This window comes from Flavobacterium orientale, assembly GCF_014638005.1.
Classification (GTDB): Bacteria; Bacteroidota; Bacteroidia; order Flavobacteriales; family Flavobacteriaceae; genus Flavobacterium; species Flavobacterium orientale.
The window spans coordinates 14,453-35,211 of sequence record NZ_BMFG01000014.1 but is presented as its reverse complement, the minus strand read 5'-3'; the positions used below and the strand labels follow the sequence as shown (position 1 = coordinate 35,211).

Here is a 20,759-nt window from a genome sequence, read left to right as displayed (position 1 = left end):
TTCTTTTGATTAAAAATTTTAAATTAAACAATAGTTAAATACAGAAGTTTTCACTTAATAAAGTGAGAATTATCTAATAATTTGTTAAATTGTTTCAGGAAAGGGCAATAAAATTAACAAATAAATTAACATACGCAAATAAATTTGTTATTTTTTAGCATTATTTATAATTAAAATTGAATTTTTCTTACGAAATTATATTTATATTTATATCCAATTAAACACTTCACAAATGGGAAGAAATAATCCGAAAAATATCAAAATACACAACGACAAGTTGCACAAGGAACAAGCCAAAAAGAAACAAAAGGAAATGGCGAGAAAAGAGAAATTGAAAGCCATTGTTCGGAAGTTTACTAGTGATGAGAATGAAACCACTAACTAATTAAATCATTGCTATGAAAAATTTACTTTTGATTACGTTTGTATTCTTCAGTGTATCTTATGCTGTAGCCCAAGACAAATCCTCCATAGAAAAAGAAGCCACTGCCCTAGCCCAAGAACAATTGGATGGTTACAACAAACGTGACATTGAAGCTTTTTTGAAACCTTACAGTGAAAATGTAAAAGTATATACTTTTCCCGATCAACTTTTGTATGAAGGAAAGGCGAAGATGCGAGAAGAATATACGGCGATGTTCAATCAATTACCCGATTTGCATTGTAAATTAGTAAACCGAATTGTGTTGAACAACAAAGTCATCGACCATGAAGAAGTTGTCTTTATGAAATCGGAACCCAAACTGTATGCGATTGCGGTTTATACCATTACGGATGGTAAGATTAGTGAGGTGCGGTTTATGCAGTAGAAATTAATAATTGGTTTTATTAACATAACTCTTTAGGTGGAATAAAACAAATTTGATTGTTTTCATAATCGTAATAATTTAACCACATAGATACATAGATTTTCATAGTTCTTTAAAGACGCTTCGCTCAATTAAAGAAACACATAGCTATGTTTCCTAAAACTAAGCGAAGCGTCTCCTGTAAGTTTATAAAACTATGTGTCTATGTGGTAAAAAAAATCTAGTTTTATTAAGCTTTTACAATCATTTACTAATTCCCCCACAACCTCACCCATAATTTCCCCAACAATTTCTTAGCTTGTTCTCGATTTTTATTTGGTAATTCCATCGCTTTGACCTCCCCTTTTTCTTCAGTAATTTGATAACTGAATGAAAATTGAAAATCAGTTGAATCTGTATTCATCACACCAAACCGCAAATCATTGAAAAGGAGTTGGTTTTCTTTTTGGGTGATGCAGTACCAACCTTCTGAGATTCGTTTTAATTGTTTGATAACGGCGGCATCTTCGATGTTGTCAATCATTTCTTTTTGCGTAGGGATGAATTGAAATTGGATGGGTTTTGTATCAAAAAACGAATAATCGCCAATGTAATAACCGTTAGTAACTTTGACATTGGTTGTCCACAAAATAATGTTGAATGGCGATGGTTTCACCACAATTTCCTGATAACTAATCTTGTTTTGCTCTAGTTGTTTTTCAAATTTTTGCAAGACAATGGATTGTACTATTAAGGTCAAAAACAGATAGGATGTACTCACAATTAATCCCGTTCTATTCCAAAACATTCTTTTTGTGTCTTGTTTCTTTTTCTTCATCGAAAGAATTAGAAAGAACAAAAACGGTAAGGTATAAAGCGGATCTATCACAAAAATAGATTGCAATGAAAATCGTGTTTCCAACGGCCAAAGTAGCTGGGTCCCCCATGTAGTAAACAAATCCAGCAATGCATGTGTCTGTAAAATTAAATAGGAGAACAACGTTGCTTCTTTGAAATTCACTTTCTGTTTATGTTCTACTTTTTGTAAAATCCATCCTAAAATGGGTGAAAGAATTAGAAAAAACACTAGTGAATGACTAAATCCACGATGAATATCAGTAGCGGTCAACGGATCTATAAACTTACCATAAAGCACATCTAAATCAGGTATCGTTCCAATGATGGCACCGTATAGAATGGCTTTGTTGCCCATCTTTTTGCCGAGCAATTGGTTTCCGACTGCGGCACCGAGAACGATTTGACTGAGTGAATCCATTTAAAAAAGTTTACACAAAAATAGGCATTCTGATTGTGTAAATTATGTAATGATATCACTTAATCTTATAACACAAAAGTTAAAATTTAATCGAACTTTATAGTTATAATTTTAAATTTATTTATAATGGAAAAGTCTCATTCAACTCTCAATAGCACAATCGAAGTGAACAGCATCAATTTATCGTATAACGATGTTGGAATTGGAAAAATTCCGGTTGTTTTTTTACATGGTTTTCCTTTCAATAAATCAATGTGGGATAATCAATTAGCAACTTTTAAGGATACGCATCGCTTTATCTCTTTAGATTTTAGAAGTTTCGGACAGTCGTCGAATGATGGTTCGGAATTGAGCATGGATTTATTGGCAGATGATTTGATTGGTTTTTTGAATGCGTTGCGATTGCGAAAAGTGATTATTTGCGGTCTTTCAATGGGTGGATTTGTGACCTTGAATGCTGTTAAACGTTTTCCGGAACGCTTTGCTGCTTTGATTTTGTGTGATACCAATTGTGTTGCCGACACTTCAGAGCAAAGAGAAAAAAGGGATGAAGTTATCGAAGAAATTGAGAAAAACGATACGTCGAAATTCTCGGCTACGTTTTTGGATTCGCTTTTTTATGATGATACCTATTCGACGAAAAAACAATTAGTAGGAAAAATAAATTCTGATATTTTGGCCAATACACCGGAAGTCATAACAGCCGGTTTGAAAGCGTTGGCAACCCGAACGGAAACATGTTCTTCTTTGGAAAAAATTGCTGTTCCTACGTTAATCATTTGTGGTCGTGAAGATGAGGTGACTCCGTTGGAACAATCGGAATTTATGAATAAACACATTAAAGATTCGACGTTGAAAGTGATTAATAATGCCGGACATTTATCCAATATGGAGCAACCTCAAGACTTTAACACAGAGCTTTTAGAGTTTTTATCTTCGGAACCGATTATCACGATGGTGAATTCGATTAAAGAACCGAATGCGAATTTGTTTGTGTAGGTTTATTGGTAAACGTTCTTACCTTTTATATATAGCCCCTTTATTAAGTTTTATGACTTGGTGAAGGGGTTTTTACTTTCATCTTTGCACAGAGCATTAAGCTTCCTTTGAGATAACCTAAATAAAGAGTGACTAAAGGGTTTCTTTGCCCTATTCTTTTATTTAGCGATTACTGAAAGGAAACACAGTGTATGGTTTAATTTAAGAAGACTATAGTTGAAGAGCAAATGAGGTTCTAGAAAATCTGTCACGTTTGATGCTTTATCCATACACTATCTATACTCTATCTATACTTTATCTATGCTTTATCTATACAGTTGTTGGTTGTCTGACCCGTCCTAAAATAACTTTACATATTATTAAATAAATCCTATTATAGTTATACAAATATAATTCTTAATCCTAAACTTGCTATACAGTTGTTTTTCATTTTAAAAAATGACTTGACTTATGAAAGTATTTAAGGCAAATCTTTAAGGGTTTTGTCTTCGGAACCGATTATCACGATGGTGAATTCGATTAAAGAACCGAATGCGAATTTGTTTGTGTGAAAAAAGAGGCAAAAATTAAAATTTGCCTCTCTTTCTTATTTATGGTATCTACATATTCCTCCTATACTGCCCACCCACTTCAAACAACGCACTCGTAATTTGACCAAGCGAACAATATTTAGTGGCTTCCATCAAACGTTCAAAGATATTTTGGTTGTTGATGGCGGCTTCTTGTAAACCGTTTAGTTGTTCGTTCACTTTTTGCTCATGCAATTGGTGTAAGGTTTCTAAGGTTTTAATTTGAAATTGTTTTTCGTCTTCGGTGGCACGAATTACTTCTCTTGGCACAACCGTTGGCGAACCTTTTGAACTTAAAAACGTGTTTACCCCAATAATCGGGAAATCGCCATTGTGTTTTAAGGTTTCATAATACAACGATTCTTCTTGAATTTTGGAACGTTGGTACATGGTTTCCATTGCACCTAAAACGCCGCCACGTTCTGTGATTCGGTCGAATTCTTGTAAAACGGCTTCTTCCACTAAATCGGTTAATTCTTCGATGATGAACGAACCTTGAATTGGATTTTCGTTTTTGGCTAAACCTAATTCTTTGTTGATAATCAATTGAATGGCCATCGCACGACGAACGGATTCTTCGGTTGGTGTGGTAATGGCTTCGTCATACGCATTCGTATGCAACGAGTTACAGTTATCGTAAATGGCATACAAAGCTTGCAGCGTAGTTCGGATGTCATTGAAATCAATTTCCTGAGCGTGCAACGAACGTCCCGACGTTTGAATATGGTATTTCAACATCTGAGCTCTTTCGTTTGCTCCGTATTTATTTTTTAATGCTTTAGCCCAAATTTTTCTTGCCACACGACCAATCACGGCATATTCCGGATCGATTCCGTTCGAGAAAAAGAAGGATAAATTAGGTCCGAAATCGTTGATGTTCATTCCGCGACTCAAATAATATTCCACGTAAGTGAAACCATTGGCCAACGTAAACGCTAATTGCGTGATTGGGTTTGCCCCTGCTTCCGCAATATGATAACCCGAAATGGAAACCGAATAGAAGTTACGAACGTTCTTTTTAATGAAATATTCTTGTACGTCGCCCATTAATCGGAGAGCGAATTCGGTGGAGAAAATACAGGTGTTTTGTGCCTGATCTTCTTTTAAAATATCGGCTTGAACAGTTCCGCGAACTTGTGCTAATGTTTTAATTTTAATGTCTTGGTACACGTCTTGCGGTAGCACTTGGTCTCCGGTAACGCCTAACAACATCAAACCTAAACCGTTATTTCCTTTTGGAAGTTCGCCGTTGTAAGTTGGACGAACGAAACCGTTTTTCTTATAGATTTCGTTGATTTTTTCTTCTACCTCAACTTGTAAATTATTTTCGATGATGTATTTTTCACAATTCTGATCGATGGCGGCATTCATAAAAAAGCCAAGCAACATCGGAGCCGGACCGTTGATGGTCATACTCACAGACGTTAACGGATGACTTAAATCGAAACCGGAATATAATTTTTTAGCATCGTCTAAACAGCAAATAGAAACTCCGGCATTACCGATTTTCCCGTAAATATCCGGACGTAAATCAGGGTCGTTTCCGTATAACGTTACCGAGTCAAACGCCGTTGACAAACGTTTTGCGGGTAAACCTGCACTCACGTAGTGAAAACGTTTGTTGGTTCGCTCCGGTCCGCCTTCTCCGGCAAACATTCTGGATGGATCTTCGCCTTCTCGTTTGAACGGGTACAATCCAGATGCAAAAGGGAATTCTCCGGGAACGTTTTCCTGTAAATTCCACTTTAAAATATCACCCCACGCTTGGTATTTTGGTAACGCTACTTTTGGTATTTGCGAGTGCGAAAGTGATTCGGTATGGGTTTGAATTTTGATTTCTTTGTCGCGAACTTTGAACGAATAAATCGGGTTTTTGTATTTATTTACTTTTTCGTCCCACGTTAAAATGATTTCCCAGTTGAATGGGTCGAGGTTCATTTTTACACGGTCGAATTCTTTAGTTAATAAATTTAAAAACTCTTTATTGGTGGTTGATTCTGCGTTGGAAAGTTCTTCTTCGTTGATTCCGAATTTGGTTAAACCTAATTTGTTAATATGTCCAACTGATTCAATGGTTTTGTAAATTCCGTATAATTTTTGAGCGACATCTACTTGTGATAAAACGGTTTCGTCGTACTTGCGGTTATTCTCTGAAATTTCAGAAAGATAACGAGTTCGGTGTGGTGGAATGACGAAAATTTTCTCGCTCATTTCACGCGTGATTTCGAAGGTAGATTGCAAATCCGCTTCTGTTTTTTCGACGATTTTGTCCATCACTTTTTTGTAAAGTGTGTTCATTCCGGGATCATTAAATTGTGAAGCAATTGTTCCGAAAACGGGTAGCGAATCTAAATCGGCATCCCAAAGGTTATGATTGCGTTGGTATTGTTTTTTCACATCACGAAGAGCATCAAGTGAACCTCTTTTGTCGAATTTGTTGATGGCAACTAAATCGGCAAAATCAAGCATATCGATTTTTTCCAATTGGGTTGCCGCTCCGAATTCAGGTGTCATTACGTATAATGAAACATCGGAATGTTCGATGATTTCGGTATCACTTTGACCAATTCCGGAGGTTTCCAGAATAATGATGTCATATTTTGCTGCTTTAAGTACTTGAATCGCTTCGGCAACATATTTTGATAAGGCTAAATTGGATTGACGAGTGGCCAACGAACGCATATAAACGCGAGGATTATTAATGGCATTCATTCGGATTCTGTCACCTAACAAAGCTCCGCCCGTTTTTCTTTTGGATGGATCGACGGAAATTAAACCGATTGTTTTTTCAGGGAAATCGATTAGAAAACGACGCACTAATTCATCTACTAACGATGATTTTCCTGCTCCGCCTGTTCCGGTGATTCCGAGAACTGGAATTTTGGAGGTTTCATTTTCTTTGTGAATAGTGTCTAACGTTTCTTTAGCAATATCCGGAAAATTCTCTGCTGCAGAAATTACGCGAGCGATTGAACGTGGATTTTTTTTGTATAATTCTTTGGCTTCACCGTTCAAATTATCGCCAATTGGGTAATCGGATTGTTGCACCAAATCATTAATCATTCCTTGTAAGCCCATTGCACGACCGTCATCGGGCGAATAAATTCTGGTGATTCCGTAGTCGTGAAGGTCTTTAATTTCTTCGGGAAGGATTACGCCTCCTCCACCGCCAAATATTTTGATGTGACCGGCTCCTTTTTCTTTGAGCAAATCGTGCATGTATTTGAAATATTCGTTGTGACCCCCTTGGTAGGATGTCATTGCAATTGCATTGGCGTCTTCTTGAATGGCTGTATTTACGACCTCTTCAACGCTTCTGTCGTGGCCGAGGTGAATGACTTCCACACCGGTTGATTGGATGATGCGACGCATGATGTTGATGGCGGCATCGTGTCCGTCAAAAAGGGATGCGGCTGTTACAATTCTTACTTTATTTTTAGGAATATAAGGAGTTGCTTGTTCCATTGATAAAAAAATGATGTTTTTGAGGGTGCAATTTACGGAATTAATAAAAATATCTTGGTTTTTTTTTGTTGTGGTTTTTGGTTTTCTGTTGTTGGTTTTCTGTTGCTGAATATTTTGAACACGGATTTTAAAAATTGGAGAAATTTTAATATTATAAGTTTTGAAAAAATAGGACTCTTAACTTGAAAGAATATTTTTTTGCCACAAAGATTGAAAGGCACAAAGCTTTTGAAACTGAAACTTTTAACTTGTAGCAAATTAATCTTTTTTGCTACGAAGAAAAAAGCACGAAGTTTTTGAAACTTGAAACCCAAAACTTTTAGTTAATAGAAACAAAAAGGCATGCTATTTGTTTACTTTTGAACCATTAAATTTATTCTACTATGAAAAAAACTATTTTATTTTTGTGTGCCTTTTCTTTTTTCAGTTGTGCCGAGATGCAACAAATTGCCAATCAATTTCCTCAAACCGGAGGGATGTTAGGAAATGCTGACATTTCAAACGGACTGAAAGAAGCGTTAAACAATGGTATTGACAAACAAGTTTCTACGTTAACCAAAGTGGATGGTTTTTTTAAAAATGAAGCGGTAAAGATTTTGTTGCCGGACGAATTGAAAGTAGTCGATACGAGATTACGAGCAATTGGCTTATCAAGTTTGGCGGATGAAGGTTTAAAAGTATTGAATCGTGCTGCTGAAGATGCCGTAAAAGAAGCTACACCAATTTTTGTTGATGCTGTGAGACAAATGTCTTTTAATGATGCCAAAAATATTTTGATGGGCAATCAAACTGCTGCAACTTCTTATTTGCAGAACACCACCTCCAATGCGTTGTATTCTAAATTTAATCCCGTGATTAAAAATTCTTTTGCGAAAGTTGGTGCAGATCAAGTTTGGACTAACATCATTACTAAATACAATGCCATTCCATTGGTTACTAAAGTGAATCCTGATTTAACTGATTATACTACTAACAAAGCGATGGAAGGGGTTTTTAAAATGATTGCTGTGGAGGAAAAAGAGATTCGTACGAATTTGAATGCCAGAAGTTCTGATTTGTTGAAAAGGGTTTTTGCGATGCAGGATGTTAAGTAAGGTGATAGGTTAAAGGTACTAGGTGATAGGTTTTCACTTCATGCTAAAATTTTAATAATCAATAACATATATATAACAAATGCTTAACACAACAAACTGAAAATTCTGCCGATATTTGCAGTATAAATTTAAGGTTTGTTTGGTTAGAGTTAGTTAGTAAAAAGAAAGTCAGTGTTTGAGACCACTGACTTTCTTATTTTTTAGCCTTTAGAAACGCAATTACCGCTGCATTAAAATGAGCTGCTTTTTCTACATTTACAACATGTCCGCAGTTTTTTATCACAAACAATTCGGATGATTTATAGTGTTTTTCCACTACTTGACGAACCGATGGTAAAAACATATAATCTTCTTCTCCCATAACATATAAGGTTGGAATATTAATTTCCACTTGTCGGAACCATCTTAAAACAGGATTGATTTCGGCGGTAAGTTTAAACCATTTTATAAATTCTTTTTGGTATAATTTTTTAGCTTCATTGATAAAAAGCAGACGTGACTGTTTGTGGTTTTTCTTTGGCATAATTACGAAAGCAAAAAAGCGGTACAACACTAAATACGGTAAAACGTATTTGAAAATGTTTCCTAATTTCATTAAAATCTGCGAGCGGAAATTCATTTTCAGAATGGCACCACCCATAATCATTGATTTAACTCTGGTGGGATGCATTTCTGCTAATTGTCTGATAACGATGGTTCCGAGTGAGATGCCTACAAAATGTGACGTTTCAATTTTTAAATAGTCGATTACTTCGTAAACATCTTGTGCGATGGATTGAAAAGTGTATTTTTTTTGAAAACCGTTTTTTAACGTTGGTTTCGAATTACCGTGACCCCTCAAATCCAATAACAACACATTAAAATGTTTTTGAAATTCTCGAATTTGTTTGAACCAAATGGATGAACTCCCTCCTGCTCCATGAACAAAAGTTACCCATTCTGAGCTTGATTCATTTTTATAAATTGTGTAGGCTATCACGTAAATTTGGTTTTCAACAAAAGTACTCTTTTTATCAACATTAGCAATCTTAACAATTCTTAATGAAAATTTAATGTTTCAATAATGTATCTTTGCCAAAACAAAATTTCACCCCAATGAAAGGCGTATTTAAAGAAAACAAAGATTTGATTTTTATTAAAGAAGAATTCAATACTTTTTTGAAAAAGAAAAAACAACCTATTGCTGAAAAGCAGGAAGAAGCTCAAACAGAAAACCAAGAAACGCTGATTTTGGAAGAAGTTGAACTATAACTTTTCGTGCATCTTCGTGAAATAATCAAAAGCTTTTAAAAGTCGGCTTCCGTACCAAGAGAACATTTCCCCATCTACAAAAATGGTTTTGGCATGATGTGTACATCGTCCAATTTCAAAAGCATGATTGTCTTTAAACGGAAAAGGTTCGGAAGATAAAAAAACTATTTCTGGATCACCTTCTTGTCTGATTTTTTCCAATTCAATTTCGGGATATCTTCCTTTTGCTTCATATATATTTTGAAAATGATTCAATTGTAGCATTTCGTTGATAAAAGTATCTTTCCCAGCTACCATATATGGATTTGCCCAAATAAAATAAGCTACTTTTCGAATGGGTTTATCTTTGATACATTTTTGAAAATCGAGGTAAGCAAAATTGATTTTATCGATCCATTTTTGAGCAGTTGTTCGCTTGTTGAACAACTTTCCAAAATCGGAAATCATTTGCAAATTATCTTCAACAGTTATTATGTTGGTTACCCAAACCGGACAAATTTGGCTCAATTCTTCAACAATTTCTTTGGTATTTTCTTCTTTATTTGCAATAATGATATTGGGTTGTAGTTCCTTAATTTTATCAAAATTAACTTGTTTTGTTCCGCCAACTATTTTTTTGGTGGCTTTCAAATGAATGGGATGAACACAAAATTTTGTGATACCAACCAGTTCCTCCTCCAAACCTAAATCATATATCAATTCGGTTTGTGAGGGAACGAGTGATACAATTCTTCTTGGAGTGGTAGTAAAAGAATGTATTATTCCGAGTTGGTCTTGAAGCTGAATCATTTTTTTAAACTATCATTTTCCCAAATTCCTTCTTTCTTCAATTTATTGCTTTTTGTATATAATTTACCTTCGCCGTTTCGTTGATCATTTTTCCAATAGCCTTTATAAACTTCACCGTTTTTCCATTGGTATATGCCATAACCTTCTCTTTTATCGGCAACAAATTCTCCTTCGTATTGCTCGTTGTCTTTCCAAGTGAAAATTCCTTTTCCATGGCGGAGATTGTTTTGCCAGTATCCTTTATAAATACTTCCAGTTTCAAAAATTCCCACACCAAAACCTTCTGCAACTCCATTTTTGGTTTGTCCTATGTATTGAAATTTTTTACCTTTTGAGCTGGTTAGATTTAAAATACCACTTGCCATTTGAAGTTCGTTCAACTTCGATTTAGCCACTTCTAAATCACTTTTAGTTTTTACTAAATCCATAGCTGTAGCTTCATCAAAGGCAATTATAGTATCATGTACTATCTTTTCTTTTTGACTTAAAACCATTTTTGAGGAAGCCATATTCATTCTGTTTTGCAACAAATCGAATGTATTAACAAAGAGGGAATCTGAGAACGGAATTGCTTCAAACAATGCATTGGCTTCCTCTTCAAATCCTTCCAAATATAAATGTTGGGCCTGAAAATATTTTTTAAAAATTGCTAAAGAATCTGATTTTTCAGTGTGACTTTCTTTCCACTTTTCTAATTCCCTAGTTTGTTTCTCCATTTTAGCGTTATACATAAAATAGAAACAAATCCCCGTTAAAAAGATGCTACCTAGAATTGCTATATAATTTACTTTTTTAGTCATACTATTTTCTTTTAATCGGAGTATCTTACTTGCTGTTCATCTGATTTCCAAAGACCACTTAACTGATCGATATACAATCCAACCATAAATCCTCTTCCGTGGTCAAACTCAAATCCGGTTGCTCCACGAGTTCGAAATCGATCCACATATCTTAATTCAACTCGGGCAACATCTAAGAATCGATAACCTAAACCAACATATAATCTATTTTGATTAAAGGTGTTGTAGACCACATTTTTACCAATATTTAAACCAATTTCATTTGAGACTGCGGCATAAAGTGTTTTGTTCTCATAAAAATCATTGGAATTAATCATGTATCTAATTCTATATCGAAATCGAAAACGAGTGAAGAAACGATAATCCTCTGAATTGGCTTGTTCTTGCCAACGCAATTCGTATCGATATCGCCAGGTATGCATCCATTTTCCGTTGTCGTGTTTGTAATGGTGGAAAAACTGAAAAGTTGTTCTTAATTCATGATAGGAAGGTCGTTCCAAATCTTCCGGTTTTCCAATATATTCATTGGTATACATATATCCGATAGGTGAAACTGAAAGCCGGGAATTTTTAGTAAATTGATAATTCACCCAAGGTCGGATGCTTGTTCGCAGATGACTATCGAACATGCTCCCTGAGTTTAATTCATTTTTACTACGATATACATAATCAACACCAACGCCCCAATTTTCATTGAAAAACTCATTAATTTCTGTTTTATGCCAAAAAACAGCATGCGGATAAACAATTTTACTCTCTTGAGAATAATTTAGGAGTGGAGCAATTAATAAAAGGGCTAATACTAATTTATTTTTCAAATCTTTGTCATTTATCAAAAAAACAAAAATAGGTTTCTCCCTAAAAATTAAAAAATTAAACTCGTTAATTTCCTGCTAATTTTTAACATTCTCGAAGGATTTCTTCCATCTCCATTTGTAATTTCAACGCTTCTTCTCTTGCTTTTTCAGCAAAATCTTCTCCATTGGAAGCATAAATAATTCCGCGTGAAGAATTGATTAACAATCCAACATTGGCATTTAATCCATATTTGCAAACTTCCTGCAAACTTCCACCTTGTGCTCCAACTCCGGGAACCAAAAGAAAACTATCGGGAACAATCTTTCTGATTTCCGTAAAATATTCTGCTTTGGTTGCTCCAACTACGTACATTAAATTCTCGCTGTTTTTCCACTTTTTGGAAGTTTCTAAAACGTGTTTATAGATTTCTGTTTCACCGGAAAGTTTTGTTTGAAAATCAAAAGCACCTTCGTTGGAAGTTAATGCCAGCAAAATGGTGTGTTTATTATCAAAAGCCAAAAATGGTTCCACGGAATCTTTCCCCATGTAAGGTGCAACGGTAACTGAATCAAAATTTAAATCTTCCAAAAAAGCTTTGGCATACATGGATGAAGTGTTGCCAATATCACCCCGTTTGGCGTCGGCAATGGTAAATAGTTCAGGAAAGTTTTGATTGATATAATCAATGGTTTTTTGAAGCGATTGCCAACCTTTTAATCCGTAGGCTTCATAAAAGGCAGTATTGGGTTTATAGGAAACACATAAATCATGAGTAGCATCTATAATGGCTTTGTTGAATTCAAATATCGGGTCTTCCGTTGTTAAAAAATGTTGTGGAACTTTGTTTAAATCCACATCCAAACCAATACATAAAAACGATTTTTTCAGATGAATTTGTTCAATAAGTTGTGTTGTAGTCAAAGCGATAGTTATTTGTTGTTGGCAAATTTACAAAGATGATTCTACACTTTTTGTAGAATTATATAACAATCTCAAAAAATTGTATAACTCCTTTATAATGCTTACTAGTTAACTTTGTACATATAAAAATAGTATTAATTTAAAAATCAAACTATCATGGACACGAAAGAAATGAAAGGTAAATGGAATGAGTTAAAAGGTAAGTTAAAACAAAAATATGCGGATTTAACGGATGATGATTTACTTTATATTGAAGGAAAAGAAGAAGAACTTTATGGGAGAATTCAACAAAGAGTTGGTAAATCAAAAGAAGAAGTTAAAGATTTAATCGATAAACTTTAAAAAAAAACAATATCTTTAAAAGAGGAATTATAGCGATTCCTCTTTTTTTAACTAACCAATAATTTTTGTATGATAACCAGTGCAAAAAAAGAAAATTCTAATGCCCTAAACCTAATTTATATAATAAGTTTGGTTTTTGTTTTATATGTGCTTAAACCCGTTGTTGTTCCAATAATTATTGCAATAATTTTGAGTGTTTCTGTATTTCCTTTTGTCAATCTGTTGGAAAAAAAATTTCATTTTAATAGAGTAGTTTCAGCAATTTTTGCTGTATTCCTGCTCTCCTTTTTGGTGTTTTTATTAATTACTTTTATAGGATTTCAACTTTCAGATATACTAGAAAAAGGCGAATTATATGCCACCAAGTTAAGTGAAGTTTACAACAAGCTTGCCGGAAATTTTGAAAAATATTTAGGCATAAGTAAGAATGAATTATCACTAAAAAAAATCAATCTTGGTGACACTTTAAAAGATAATTTTTCTAGTGTTATTGGATTTTTATCTTTATCAGGTAGTTTTTTTACTGATGTTGTCCTAATTCCGCTTTATATATTTTTCTTTCTGATTTACCGTAAATTTTTTAAAAGTTTCATTTATAGAGCATTTTCAAAAGATGGTAACACTTTAAAAGCAAAAGAAGTATTATTCAAACTCTATGAAGTACAACAAAACTATTTATTAGGATTATTTACTGTAATGGGTATTGTGGGTATTCTGAATTCCATTGGACTATTGCTTCTCGGAATTGACAATGCCATTTTCTTTGGTTTTTTGGCTGCTTTATTACTTTTAATACCGTACATCGGAATTATTATTGGTTCGTTACTTCCGGCTTTAGTTGCTTTGGCTACAAAAGATTCGCTACTATATCCTTTAGGTGTAATTGCGATTTTTGGTTTCATTCAGTTTATAGAAGGAAATTTCATCACTCCAAAAATTACCGGCTCAAAAGTAAGCATCAATGCATTTGTTGCCATTTTATCAATCATTCTATTTTCTATGCTTTGGGGAACCGCCGGAATGATTATTGCACTTCCTGTTATTGCTAGTTTAAAGGTTATTTTTGATGCAAATCCGGCACTTAAACACTACGGGTTTTTGATTGGCGAACCTCTTGATGAACATTTGAGAAGTGATGCAAGAATCCGATTGAAAATTTGGAAAGAAATCAGAAAAGAAAAACAGAGAAAAAGATATATAAAATTCTAGTATAGATAAATTTTAAAGAACACTTTTAAAAAAGAATTAATTACTTTTACTGAATAAATTACCTCTAATGAAAGCAATTTTAAAATTTGATTATCCTGTTTTTACCAAGAAAATTATTGAAGAAAAACTTGCTCCATTTGGTTTTAAATTCTCGGTTGTTGGCTTTGGTGAAATTGAGTTTCATGAAGATTTACCTTCTGAAAAATATGAAGAAATAACCTCTATGCTTACTGACCTTGGAATTGAAGTTCTTGAAAATCAAAAAAATATTTTAGTTCAAAAAATAAAAGATACAATAATTGAAATGGTATCAAATGAAGAACCTCTGAATGTGAAAAGTTCGGTTTACCTAACTGAAAAATTAGATCACAGTTATGGTTATCTATCCAACTTATTTTCTGAAGTCACTTATACATCAGTTGAAAATTTTATTATTATTCAGAAAATCGAAATTGCCAAACAATTAATTATCAATGACCAATTATCATTAACTGAAATTGCTTATAAACTTAATTACTCCAGTGTGGCTCATTTGAGTACTCAGTTTAAAAACTGCACCGGAATTACCCCATCTGCCTTTCATCGAATAATTACTAAACGAAAAAACAAAACATTAAACAATTAAATCCTTTATGCAAAAAGAATATATCTCGATAGCCCTAGCCGATGATGATGTAGATGACCGCCTTTTTTTTAAAGATGCTTTTGACGAATTGAAAATCAATACTATTGTTGACACCTATTGTGATGGTGAAGAATTGATGACTTTTTTGAACAATGAAAATTCAAAATTACCAAACATTATTTTTTTGGATTTAAATATGCCTAGAAAAAATGGCTTTGAATGTTTATTAGAAATCAAAAAAAATAAAAAATTTGATTCTATTGCAATTGCCATTTATTCGACCTCTTCATCTGAAGAAGACATTGAAAATACTTTTATAAATGGAGCCAATATTTATATAAAAAAACCAAGTGATTTTGCTACTTTAAAAAAGATAATTAGTGAAGTTGTGACGCTAAATTGGCAATACCACACATCGGGTTTAAACAAAGAAAATTTCTTGTTGCGACTATAACACATGACATCAAACAGTTTACATAAATCAACTTTATTACTGCGAATAGCCTTTGTTATTTCGTTAGCAGTTATATTGTTTACCGCTTCAATTTCCTATAAACATATCATAACCCTTAATAAATCAAGAGCTTTAGTAATTCATTCTTATGAAGTGCAAATTGAACTCGAGCGAATTATATCCTATATAAAAGATGCAGAAACTGGCTATAGAGGTTATTTGCTTTATGGCGATACTTCTTTTTTAGATTCTTATACCAATTCGAGAGAAAAAGTGAATAATTCTTTTTTCAACCTTAAAAAATTAACGGAAGACAATCAATCACAACAAAAAAAACTAAAGGAACTCTACCATTTAATTGTTTTGCGATATACTTATTTTAATAAAAGTTATGAAGATAAAGATCTTTATAAAAAATATTATGAAGCCAATGGCAAAAAAGTTATGGATGATATAAGAAGTAAAGTAGATGAAATGACTTCTTTAGAAAATAGCATTTTGAAAGAAAGGGAATATACTTTTCAAGACAATGTTTCCTACACTCCAATTTATACATTATTAGTCATTTTCATCACGTTGCTATTTATGATTTTAGCTTATTTGAAAATAAATAGTGATTTCAATAAAATTCAACTTTCAAACTCAAGATTAAAAGTCTCTCAAGAATCTTTGCGTCAAGCAGAAATATTAGGAAACTACAGCAGTTGGTTTTGGAATTTAGAAAAAAAAGAAGCACAATATTCTGATAACCAATTTCTGATGCACGGTTTAGAACCGCAAGTTTTTGAAGCTACACAAGATAGTTTCTTAAAATTTGTTCATCCTGATGATTTAGAAATTGTTACTAAAGCAATGGAGGATATTCTGACAAAAGAGAGTTTACCGACCATTAATTACAGAATTATCAGAAATGATGATGAAATGAGACATTTGCGTTCAGTTGGAAAACTATTCATTAATCGTTTTGATGAAAAAATTATAATAGGAACAACACAAGACATAACTTCCGATGTTCAAAAAGAGCAAATACTAAGACAAAAAAACACTGACTTAGAACGAAGCAATAAAGAATTAACCGAATTCAACTATGCTGCAAGTCACGATTTACAGGAACCATTGAGAAAAATTCAAACCTTTATTTCAAGAATTGATGAAAAGGAAAAAGATAATCTTTCCCCTTTAGGAAAAGAATATTTAGATCGAATTGTAGTTGCTGCAACAAGAATGCGGGTTTTGATTGACGATTTATTGCAATATTCAAGAACAAATAAAACCGAAAACAGTTTTGAAGAAGTTAACTTAAATGAAACAGCATCTGCGGCTGTTCAAGAATTATCGCAATTGATTGAAGAAACCAATGCTACGATTGATTTTGAAGAATTACCCACTATTGATGGAATCCCATTTCAACTTCGACAATTGTTTATCAACTTGATTAACAATTCTATTAAGTATAAAAAATTGAATTGTGATCCCGTTATTAAGGTTTCCTATGAAAAAATTAAAGCGAAAGATGACGATCTAATTGATGACAACTCCAATAGAATTTATCATAAAATTTCAGTATTAGATAACGGAATTGGTTTTCAACCTGACGATTCTAAAAAAATATTCCAACTTTTTAATCGTCTTCATGCCAAAGACAGTTATCCGGGGACGGGTGTAGGATTAGCAATTTGTAAAAAAATTGTCAAAAACCATTATGGTTTTATTTGTGCCCATGGACAACCTGATGAAGGTGCACTTATCACTGTTTATTTGCCAACAGAATACTAATACATTACTAATGCCTCTAATTCAGCCCTATATTAAATCCTTTTATGAAGTTGTCAAAGATACAATTGATGGCTTTTCTGAATTCAAAATACTTAAAATGAGTGCCTCCTTGGCCTATATAACAGTATTTGCTTTAGCACCACTCCTACTGGTTATTCTTTTCATTTGTGATGTTTTTTTGGGCAGAGAAGCCATTGAAGGTGCAATTTATTCTCAAATGAAAGATTTTCTTGGACCCTCGGCAGCTACACAAATTCAATCGATGATTCAAAATTTGGCATTATCACCAAACAGCACCATTGCTGCTATTGTTGGAATTGGAACCTTAATTTTTGCAGCAACATCCGTTTTTGCAGAAATTCAAGATTCTATAAATACCATTTGGAGTTTAAGACCAAAAAAGAGATCGGGTATTTGGCTTTTTATCAAAGCTAGATTATTGTCGTTTGGTGTGATTGGAAGTCTTGGTTTTATTATGTTAGTGGCTCTTGGTTTTTCTACATTACTTGACGGAATTAGCTATCAATTAACTCAAACTTATCCTGCACTCAACCTTGAATTTATCTATTTTTCAAATATTTTAGTAACATTTTTAATTACATCTTTGCTTTTTGGTGCCATTTTTACAATTCTTCCTGATGCGGAAATTTCTTGGAAACAAGTTCGTGTAGCTGCATTTACTACAACAATCCTGTTTATGTTTGGAAAATTTTTAATTACATTTTATATCTCCAATTCAAATATTGGTGATGTTTATGGTGCTGCAGGTTCTATTGTAGTTTTAATGGTTTGGGTGTATTATTCTTCTGTTATTCTCTATTTAGGAGCAACATTTGCTAAATGTTATGCCCTAAAATTTGCTGAACCTATCAAACCTTCTAAATATGCAGAAATTGTTCAATATATAGCTGTAACCACAGAAGCAGAAACAATTCAATTGGCAGATAATGAAATAAAAGAACTTAAAAAGGAAGATGAAATCTCTGTTAATAACATAAAAACTTAATTATTAGAATATAATTTACCATTTATAAATTAAAAAATCTCATGTAATAATGAGATTTTTTTTTTGCTAAAAACGATTTAAAACCTTCAAAATCAATGAATGTGGTAATTCTGTAACAAATCAAAAATATCTTGTAAGGAACGAGCTGTTTGATTTTTGCAACTTTGTAATGTTAAATAAAACTAACAAATGAACCAAACTGTTACAAGTCGAATTTTTAAAACAATGCTTATTTCAATTTTTGTATTATGCTTTACTACAGATTGTACCGAAAAGAAAAGCACAAATAAAAGTGATAGTAAGATAGACTTAAAAAACATAAGTAATATCAATAATATAAGTCTAAGAGTTGCAGTAGTAAGAAATGAATTAATTGAAAAAAGTAACGACAGTATGATTGTTGAGCTTTTAGTAAAGCAACAAAAAAATCACAATCAAATTGATTCTATTTTAAAATCTGTAGCCCAAAATAATTTAATTGTTCTTTCCGATACTGTATTCCAAAAACAAAATATTATAAAGACTATTTCAGAAAATCAATTGGAATTTTTTTTAGAATATATTAAGAATCAAAAAAGAGAATTAGAAGCAACAAGAAAATTAAATCGTAACTCTCAAATGAATGCTTACTATCAACTTAAAATTGACGAATTAAAAAAGAACATAAATGAAATTAATGAATTAATTAAATCTCGAAATATAAATCTACCACAAACCTACTAAAAATTACACCATGAAAAAATTAGCTTTTATTATTTTATTAAGTGCTGCATTTGCTACTTCAAATGCACAAACAAATGATTCTTCAACTTCAGGAGCGAGTTTTGGTTTCAAAGGAGGCGTTAACTTCTCTAATCTTTACACGGATGATGTTGATGACAACAATGTACTGACAGGTTTTAACGCAGGTCTTTTTATATCGCTGCCATTAACTGAAATGTTTTCCATACAACCTGAGTTTTTATACTCAACAAAAGGAGCTGAGTTGGTTTATGACAATGCTTTTGCTCAAGGAACCGGTAAATTCAGATTAAATTATATTGAAGTGCCTGTTTTATTAAAAATCAATTTGACTGACAATTTGAATCTGCATGCCGGACCTTATTTTGCCTATTTGATTGATGCAAAAATCAGCAATGAATCCTCAACCGGAAATTTTGACTTTGAAGACAATCTTGACAATGATGATTTCAACAAATTTGATTATGGATTATCTGCCGGAATTGGATTTGATTTTGATTCATTCGGAATTGGAGCCAGATATAATTATGGTTTAGCAACTGTTGGAAAAGAAAGAGAATATTTAGGAACAAGTTACACTTTTCCTGATGCCAAAAACAGCAATTTAAGCATATATGCTGCAATTAAATTTTAATTAATAACCTTAAAAAAATAGTCATTATGTCAAACTTATTATACACCATCGCAATAATATTAGTGATACTTTGGGCTCTAGGATTTTTTGTCTACAGCATAGGATCAATTATACACATATTATTAGTTATAGCAGTCATTGCTATATTATTCAGACTTATTAAAGGAAGTAAAATATAAACCATTTAAATATAATTATTATGAAATCAGGAAATGTAGTATTAGGAGTTTTAGGCGGTTTGGCCGCAGGAGCAATTTTAGGTGTATTATTTGCACCGGATAAAGGTGTAAACACCAGAAAAAAAATTGCAGACAAAAGCAACGATTTAAAAAACAATGTAAAACATAGTTTTAATGATTTTTTAAGTTCTGTTGAAGATCAATATCACAATCTATCTTCAAAAGCAGGAGAAATTGTGGATGAAGGAAAAGCAAATTTGGAAAAATTTAATCGCGAGTTAAACAAATAATAAAACCTTATGGAGAATATAGCCACAAATATTGAAAAACTTTATGATAAAGCAGAACAGTATTCAAGAACAAGTGTTGAACTTCTTAAATTGAATGCTATAGACAAATCTTCTGATGTAATTTCATCACTAGCTGTTGTTGCTTCATTGGCTTTCATTGTGGCTATATTTACCTTATTTGTTAATATCGGAATTGCTCTTGTTATTGGAAATATGTTAGATGACATTGCTCTAGGTTTTTTTATCATTTCGGGTTTTTATGTTGTGTTGGGAATAGTAGTTTATGTTTTCAGAAAATCATTGATAAAAATTCCAATTGATAACTTAGTTGTTGGAAAATTGATGAAGAAGCGATACCAAAAAAATCTTGAAACTCAAATCAATAATTCAAAATAGACAACTATGAAAAAGTTAAATCAAACCGAATTATTAGATCAGAGAATTGCAGAATTAACTCTTCAACACAATCAAGAATTAGTTGAACTAAAACAACAATTTCATGCTGTTAAATACAGTATGTCACCCACCAATATAGTTCAAGAAGGTCTAAATGGATTCTATCAAACTTTTATTAATAAAGAAAACCTGATGTCCACTATACTAAGTATTATTGGCGGCTATGTCTCAAAAAAAGTGGTCATTGGAAAATCAGATAGTTCAATAAAAAAAATAATTGGAAATGTTTTACAGTTTATCGTAACCAGTTATTTAACAAAGAAAAACACAAAAACTCAAACCGAATTATAACCAAAA

24 protein-coding genes are annotated in these 20,759 nt (G+C 32.7%); 17 read left to right on the top strand and 7 right to left on the bottom strand.

Annotated features, from left to right (window positions below):
- Positions 1 to 232 precede the first annotated feature (232 nt).
- A complete protein-coding gene (locus IEV15_RS13830) occupies positions 233 to 385 on the top strand; it encodes a hypothetical protein (protein ID WP_188363131.1) in 153 nt (50 codons plus the stop codon).
- Positions 386 to 398: 13 nt separating this feature from the next.
- Positions 399 to 809 carry a nuclear transport factor 2 family protein gene (locus IEV15_RS13825; RefSeq protein WP_188363130.1) on the top strand — a complete coding sequence of 137 codons (411 nt, stop codon included), beginning with the start codon at positions 399 to 401 and terminating at the stop codon, positions 807 to 809.
- A gap of 250 nt (positions 810 to 1,059) precedes the next feature.
- Here IEV15_RS13825 and IEV15_RS13820 read toward each other — a convergent pair whose 3' ends face one another.
- On the bottom strand, positions 1,060 to 2,064 hold the full coding sequence (locus IEV15_RS13820; protein ID WP_188363129.1) for a metal-dependent hydrolase: 1,005 nt from the start codon (positions 2,062 to 2,064) through the stop codon (positions 1,060 to 1,062).
- 126 nt (positions 2,065 to 2,190) lie between these two features.
- Here IEV15_RS13820 and IEV15_RS13815 point away from each other — a divergent pair, with 126 nt between their 5' ends.
- Positions 2,191 to 3,063, top strand: coding sequence for an alpha/beta fold hydrolase (locus IEV15_RS13815; RefSeq protein WP_188363128.1), 873 nt, complete (start codon positions 2,191 to 2,193; stop codon positions 3,061 to 3,063).
- A 599-nt stretch (positions 3,064 to 3,662) separates the two neighbouring features.
- On the opposite strand, the gene IEV15_RS13810 is transcribed toward IEV15_RS13815, so the two are convergent.
- Positions 3,663 to 7,097, bottom strand: coding sequence for a methylmalonyl-CoA mutase family protein (locus tag IEV15_RS13810; protein ID WP_188363127.1), 3,435 nt, complete (start codon positions 7,095 to 7,097; stop codon positions 3,663 to 3,665).
- 383 nt (positions 7,098 to 7,480) lie between these two features.
- On the opposite strand from IEV15_RS13810, the gene IEV15_RS13805 reads away from it, so the two are divergent.
- Positions 7,481 to 8,191 (top strand): DUF4197 domain-containing protein, encoded by a 711-nt coding sequence (locus IEV15_RS13805; protein ID WP_188363126.1) that lies wholly within the window; start codon positions 7,481 to 7,483, stop codon positions 8,189 to 8,191.
- Positions 8,192 to 8,384: 193 nt separating this feature from the next.
- Here the strand turns inward: IEV15_RS13805 and IEV15_RS13800 are convergent, their stop codons facing one another.
- The gene (locus IEV15_RS13800) at positions 8,385 to 9,170 is read right to left on the bottom strand and encodes an alpha/beta fold hydrolase (RefSeq protein ID WP_188363125.1); all 786 of its coding nucleotides are present in this window, start codon (positions 9,168 to 9,170) and stop codon (positions 8,385 to 8,387) included.
- Between the two features lie 116 nt (positions 9,171 to 9,286).
- Between IEV15_RS13800 and IEV15_RS13795 the strand changes: the two genes are divergently transcribed.
- A complete protein-coding gene (locus IEV15_RS13795) occupies positions 9,287 to 9,442 on the top strand; it encodes a hypothetical protein (RefSeq protein WP_188363124.1) in 156 nt (51 codons plus the stop codon).
- Here the strand turns inward: IEV15_RS13795 and IEV15_RS13790 are convergent.
- The 4 genes from IEV15_RS13790 to pyrF form a co-directional block, all read right to left on the bottom strand.
- The gene (locus tag IEV15_RS13790) at positions 9,437 to 10,231 is read right to left on the bottom strand and encodes an ABC transporter substrate-binding protein (RefSeq protein ID WP_188363123.1); all 795 of its coding nucleotides are present in this window, start codon (positions 10,229 to 10,231) and stop codon (positions 9,437 to 9,439) included. The genes IEV15_RS13795 and IEV15_RS13790 overlap by 6 nt on opposite strands.
- Entirely contained in the window at positions 10,228 to 11,031 is an 804-nt protein-coding gene (locus IEV15_RS13785) for an MORN repeat-containing protein (protein WP_188363122.1), read from the bottom strand. Before IEV15_RS13785 ends, IEV15_RS13790 begins: the two co-directional genes overlap by 4 nt.
- An 11-nt stretch (positions 11,032 to 11,042) precedes the next feature.
- Entirely contained in the window at positions 11,043 to 11,849 is an 807-nt protein-coding gene (locus tag IEV15_RS13780; RefSeq protein WP_188363121.1) for a DUF2490 domain-containing protein, read from the bottom strand.
- An 82-nt stretch (positions 11,850 to 11,931) separates the two neighbouring features.
- The gene (pyrF, locus tag IEV15_RS13775) at positions 11,932 to 12,750 is read right to left on the bottom strand and encodes an orotidine-5'-phosphate decarboxylase (protein ID WP_188363120.1); all 819 of its coding nucleotides are present in this window, start codon (positions 12,748 to 12,750) and stop codon (positions 11,932 to 11,934) included.
- Positions 12,751 to 12,906: 156 nt separating this feature from the next.
- Here pyrF and IEV15_RS13770 point away from each other — a divergent pair, with 156 nt between their 5' ends.
- The 12 genes from IEV15_RS13770 (at position 12,907) to IEV15_RS13715 (ending at position 20,753) form a co-directional block, all read left to right on the top strand.
- The gene (locus tag IEV15_RS13770) at positions 12,907 to 13,092 is read left to right on the top strand and encodes a CsbD family protein (protein WP_188363119.1); all 186 of its coding nucleotides are present in this window, start codon (positions 12,907 to 12,909) and stop codon (positions 13,090 to 13,092) included.
- 69 nt (positions 13,093 to 13,161) lie between these two features.
- Positions 13,162 to 14,301, top strand: a complete 1,140-nt coding sequence (locus IEV15_RS13765; protein WP_188363118.1) for an AI-2E family transporter — start codon at positions 13,162 to 13,164, stop codon at positions 14,299 to 14,301.
- A gap of 67 nt (positions 14,302 to 14,368) precedes the next feature.
- Positions 14,369 to 14,926 (top strand): helix-turn-helix domain-containing protein, encoded by a 558-nt coding sequence (locus tag IEV15_RS13760; protein ID WP_188363117.1) that lies wholly within the window; start codon positions 14,369 to 14,371, stop codon positions 14,924 to 14,926.
- Positions 14,927 to 14,933: 7 nt separating this feature from the next.
- Positions 14,934 to 15,380, top strand: a complete 447-nt coding sequence (locus IEV15_RS13755; protein ID WP_188363116.1) for a response regulator — start codon at positions 14,934 to 14,936, stop codon at positions 15,378 to 15,380.
- A 3-nt stretch (positions 15,381 to 15,383) separates the two neighbouring features.
- The gene (locus IEV15_RS13750) at positions 15,384 to 17,156 is read left to right on the top strand and encodes a sensor histidine kinase (RefSeq protein ID WP_188363115.1); all 1,773 of its coding nucleotides are present in this window, start codon (positions 15,384 to 15,386) and stop codon (positions 17,154 to 17,156) included.
- A 10-nt stretch (positions 17,157 to 17,166) separates the two neighbouring features.
- Positions 17,167 to 18,162, top strand: coding sequence for a YihY/virulence factor BrkB family protein (locus tag IEV15_RS13745; RefSeq protein ID WP_188363114.1), 996 nt, complete (start codon positions 17,167 to 17,169; stop codon positions 18,160 to 18,162).
- 189 nt (positions 18,163 to 18,351) lie between these two features.
- Positions 18,352 to 18,885 carry a hypothetical protein gene (locus tag IEV15_RS13740; protein ID WP_188363113.1) on the top strand — a complete coding sequence of 178 codons (534 nt, stop codon included), beginning with the start codon at positions 18,352 to 18,354 and terminating at the stop codon, positions 18,883 to 18,885.
- 10 nt (positions 18,886 to 18,895) lie between these two features.
- Complete coding sequence (locus IEV15_RS13735) at positions 18,896 to 19,537, top strand: porin family protein (protein WP_188363112.1); 642 nt, start codon at positions 18,896 to 18,898, stop codon at positions 19,535 to 19,537.
- Positions 19,538 to 19,563: 26 nt separating this feature from the next.
- On the top strand, positions 19,564 to 19,716 hold the full coding sequence (locus tag IEV15_RS13730) for a lmo0937 family membrane protein (protein ID WP_188363111.1): 153 nt from the start codon (positions 19,564 to 19,566) through the stop codon (positions 19,714 to 19,716).
- A gap of 20 nt (positions 19,717 to 19,736) precedes the next feature.
- Complete coding sequence (locus tag IEV15_RS13725) at positions 19,737 to 20,006, top strand: YtxH domain-containing protein (protein WP_188363110.1); 270 nt, start codon at positions 19,737 to 19,739, stop codon at positions 20,004 to 20,006.
- A gap of 9 nt (positions 20,007 to 20,015) precedes the next feature.
- On the top strand, positions 20,016 to 20,402 hold the full coding sequence (locus IEV15_RS13720; RefSeq protein WP_188363109.1) for a hypothetical protein: 387 nt from the start codon (positions 20,016 to 20,018) through the stop codon (positions 20,400 to 20,402).
- Positions 20,403 to 20,408: 6 nt separating this feature from the next.
- On the top strand, positions 20,409 to 20,753 hold the full coding sequence (locus tag IEV15_RS13715) for a hypothetical protein (protein WP_188363108.1): 345 nt from the start codon (positions 20,409 to 20,411) through the stop codon (positions 20,751 to 20,753).
- Positions 20,754 to 20,759: the final 6 nt, after the last annotated feature.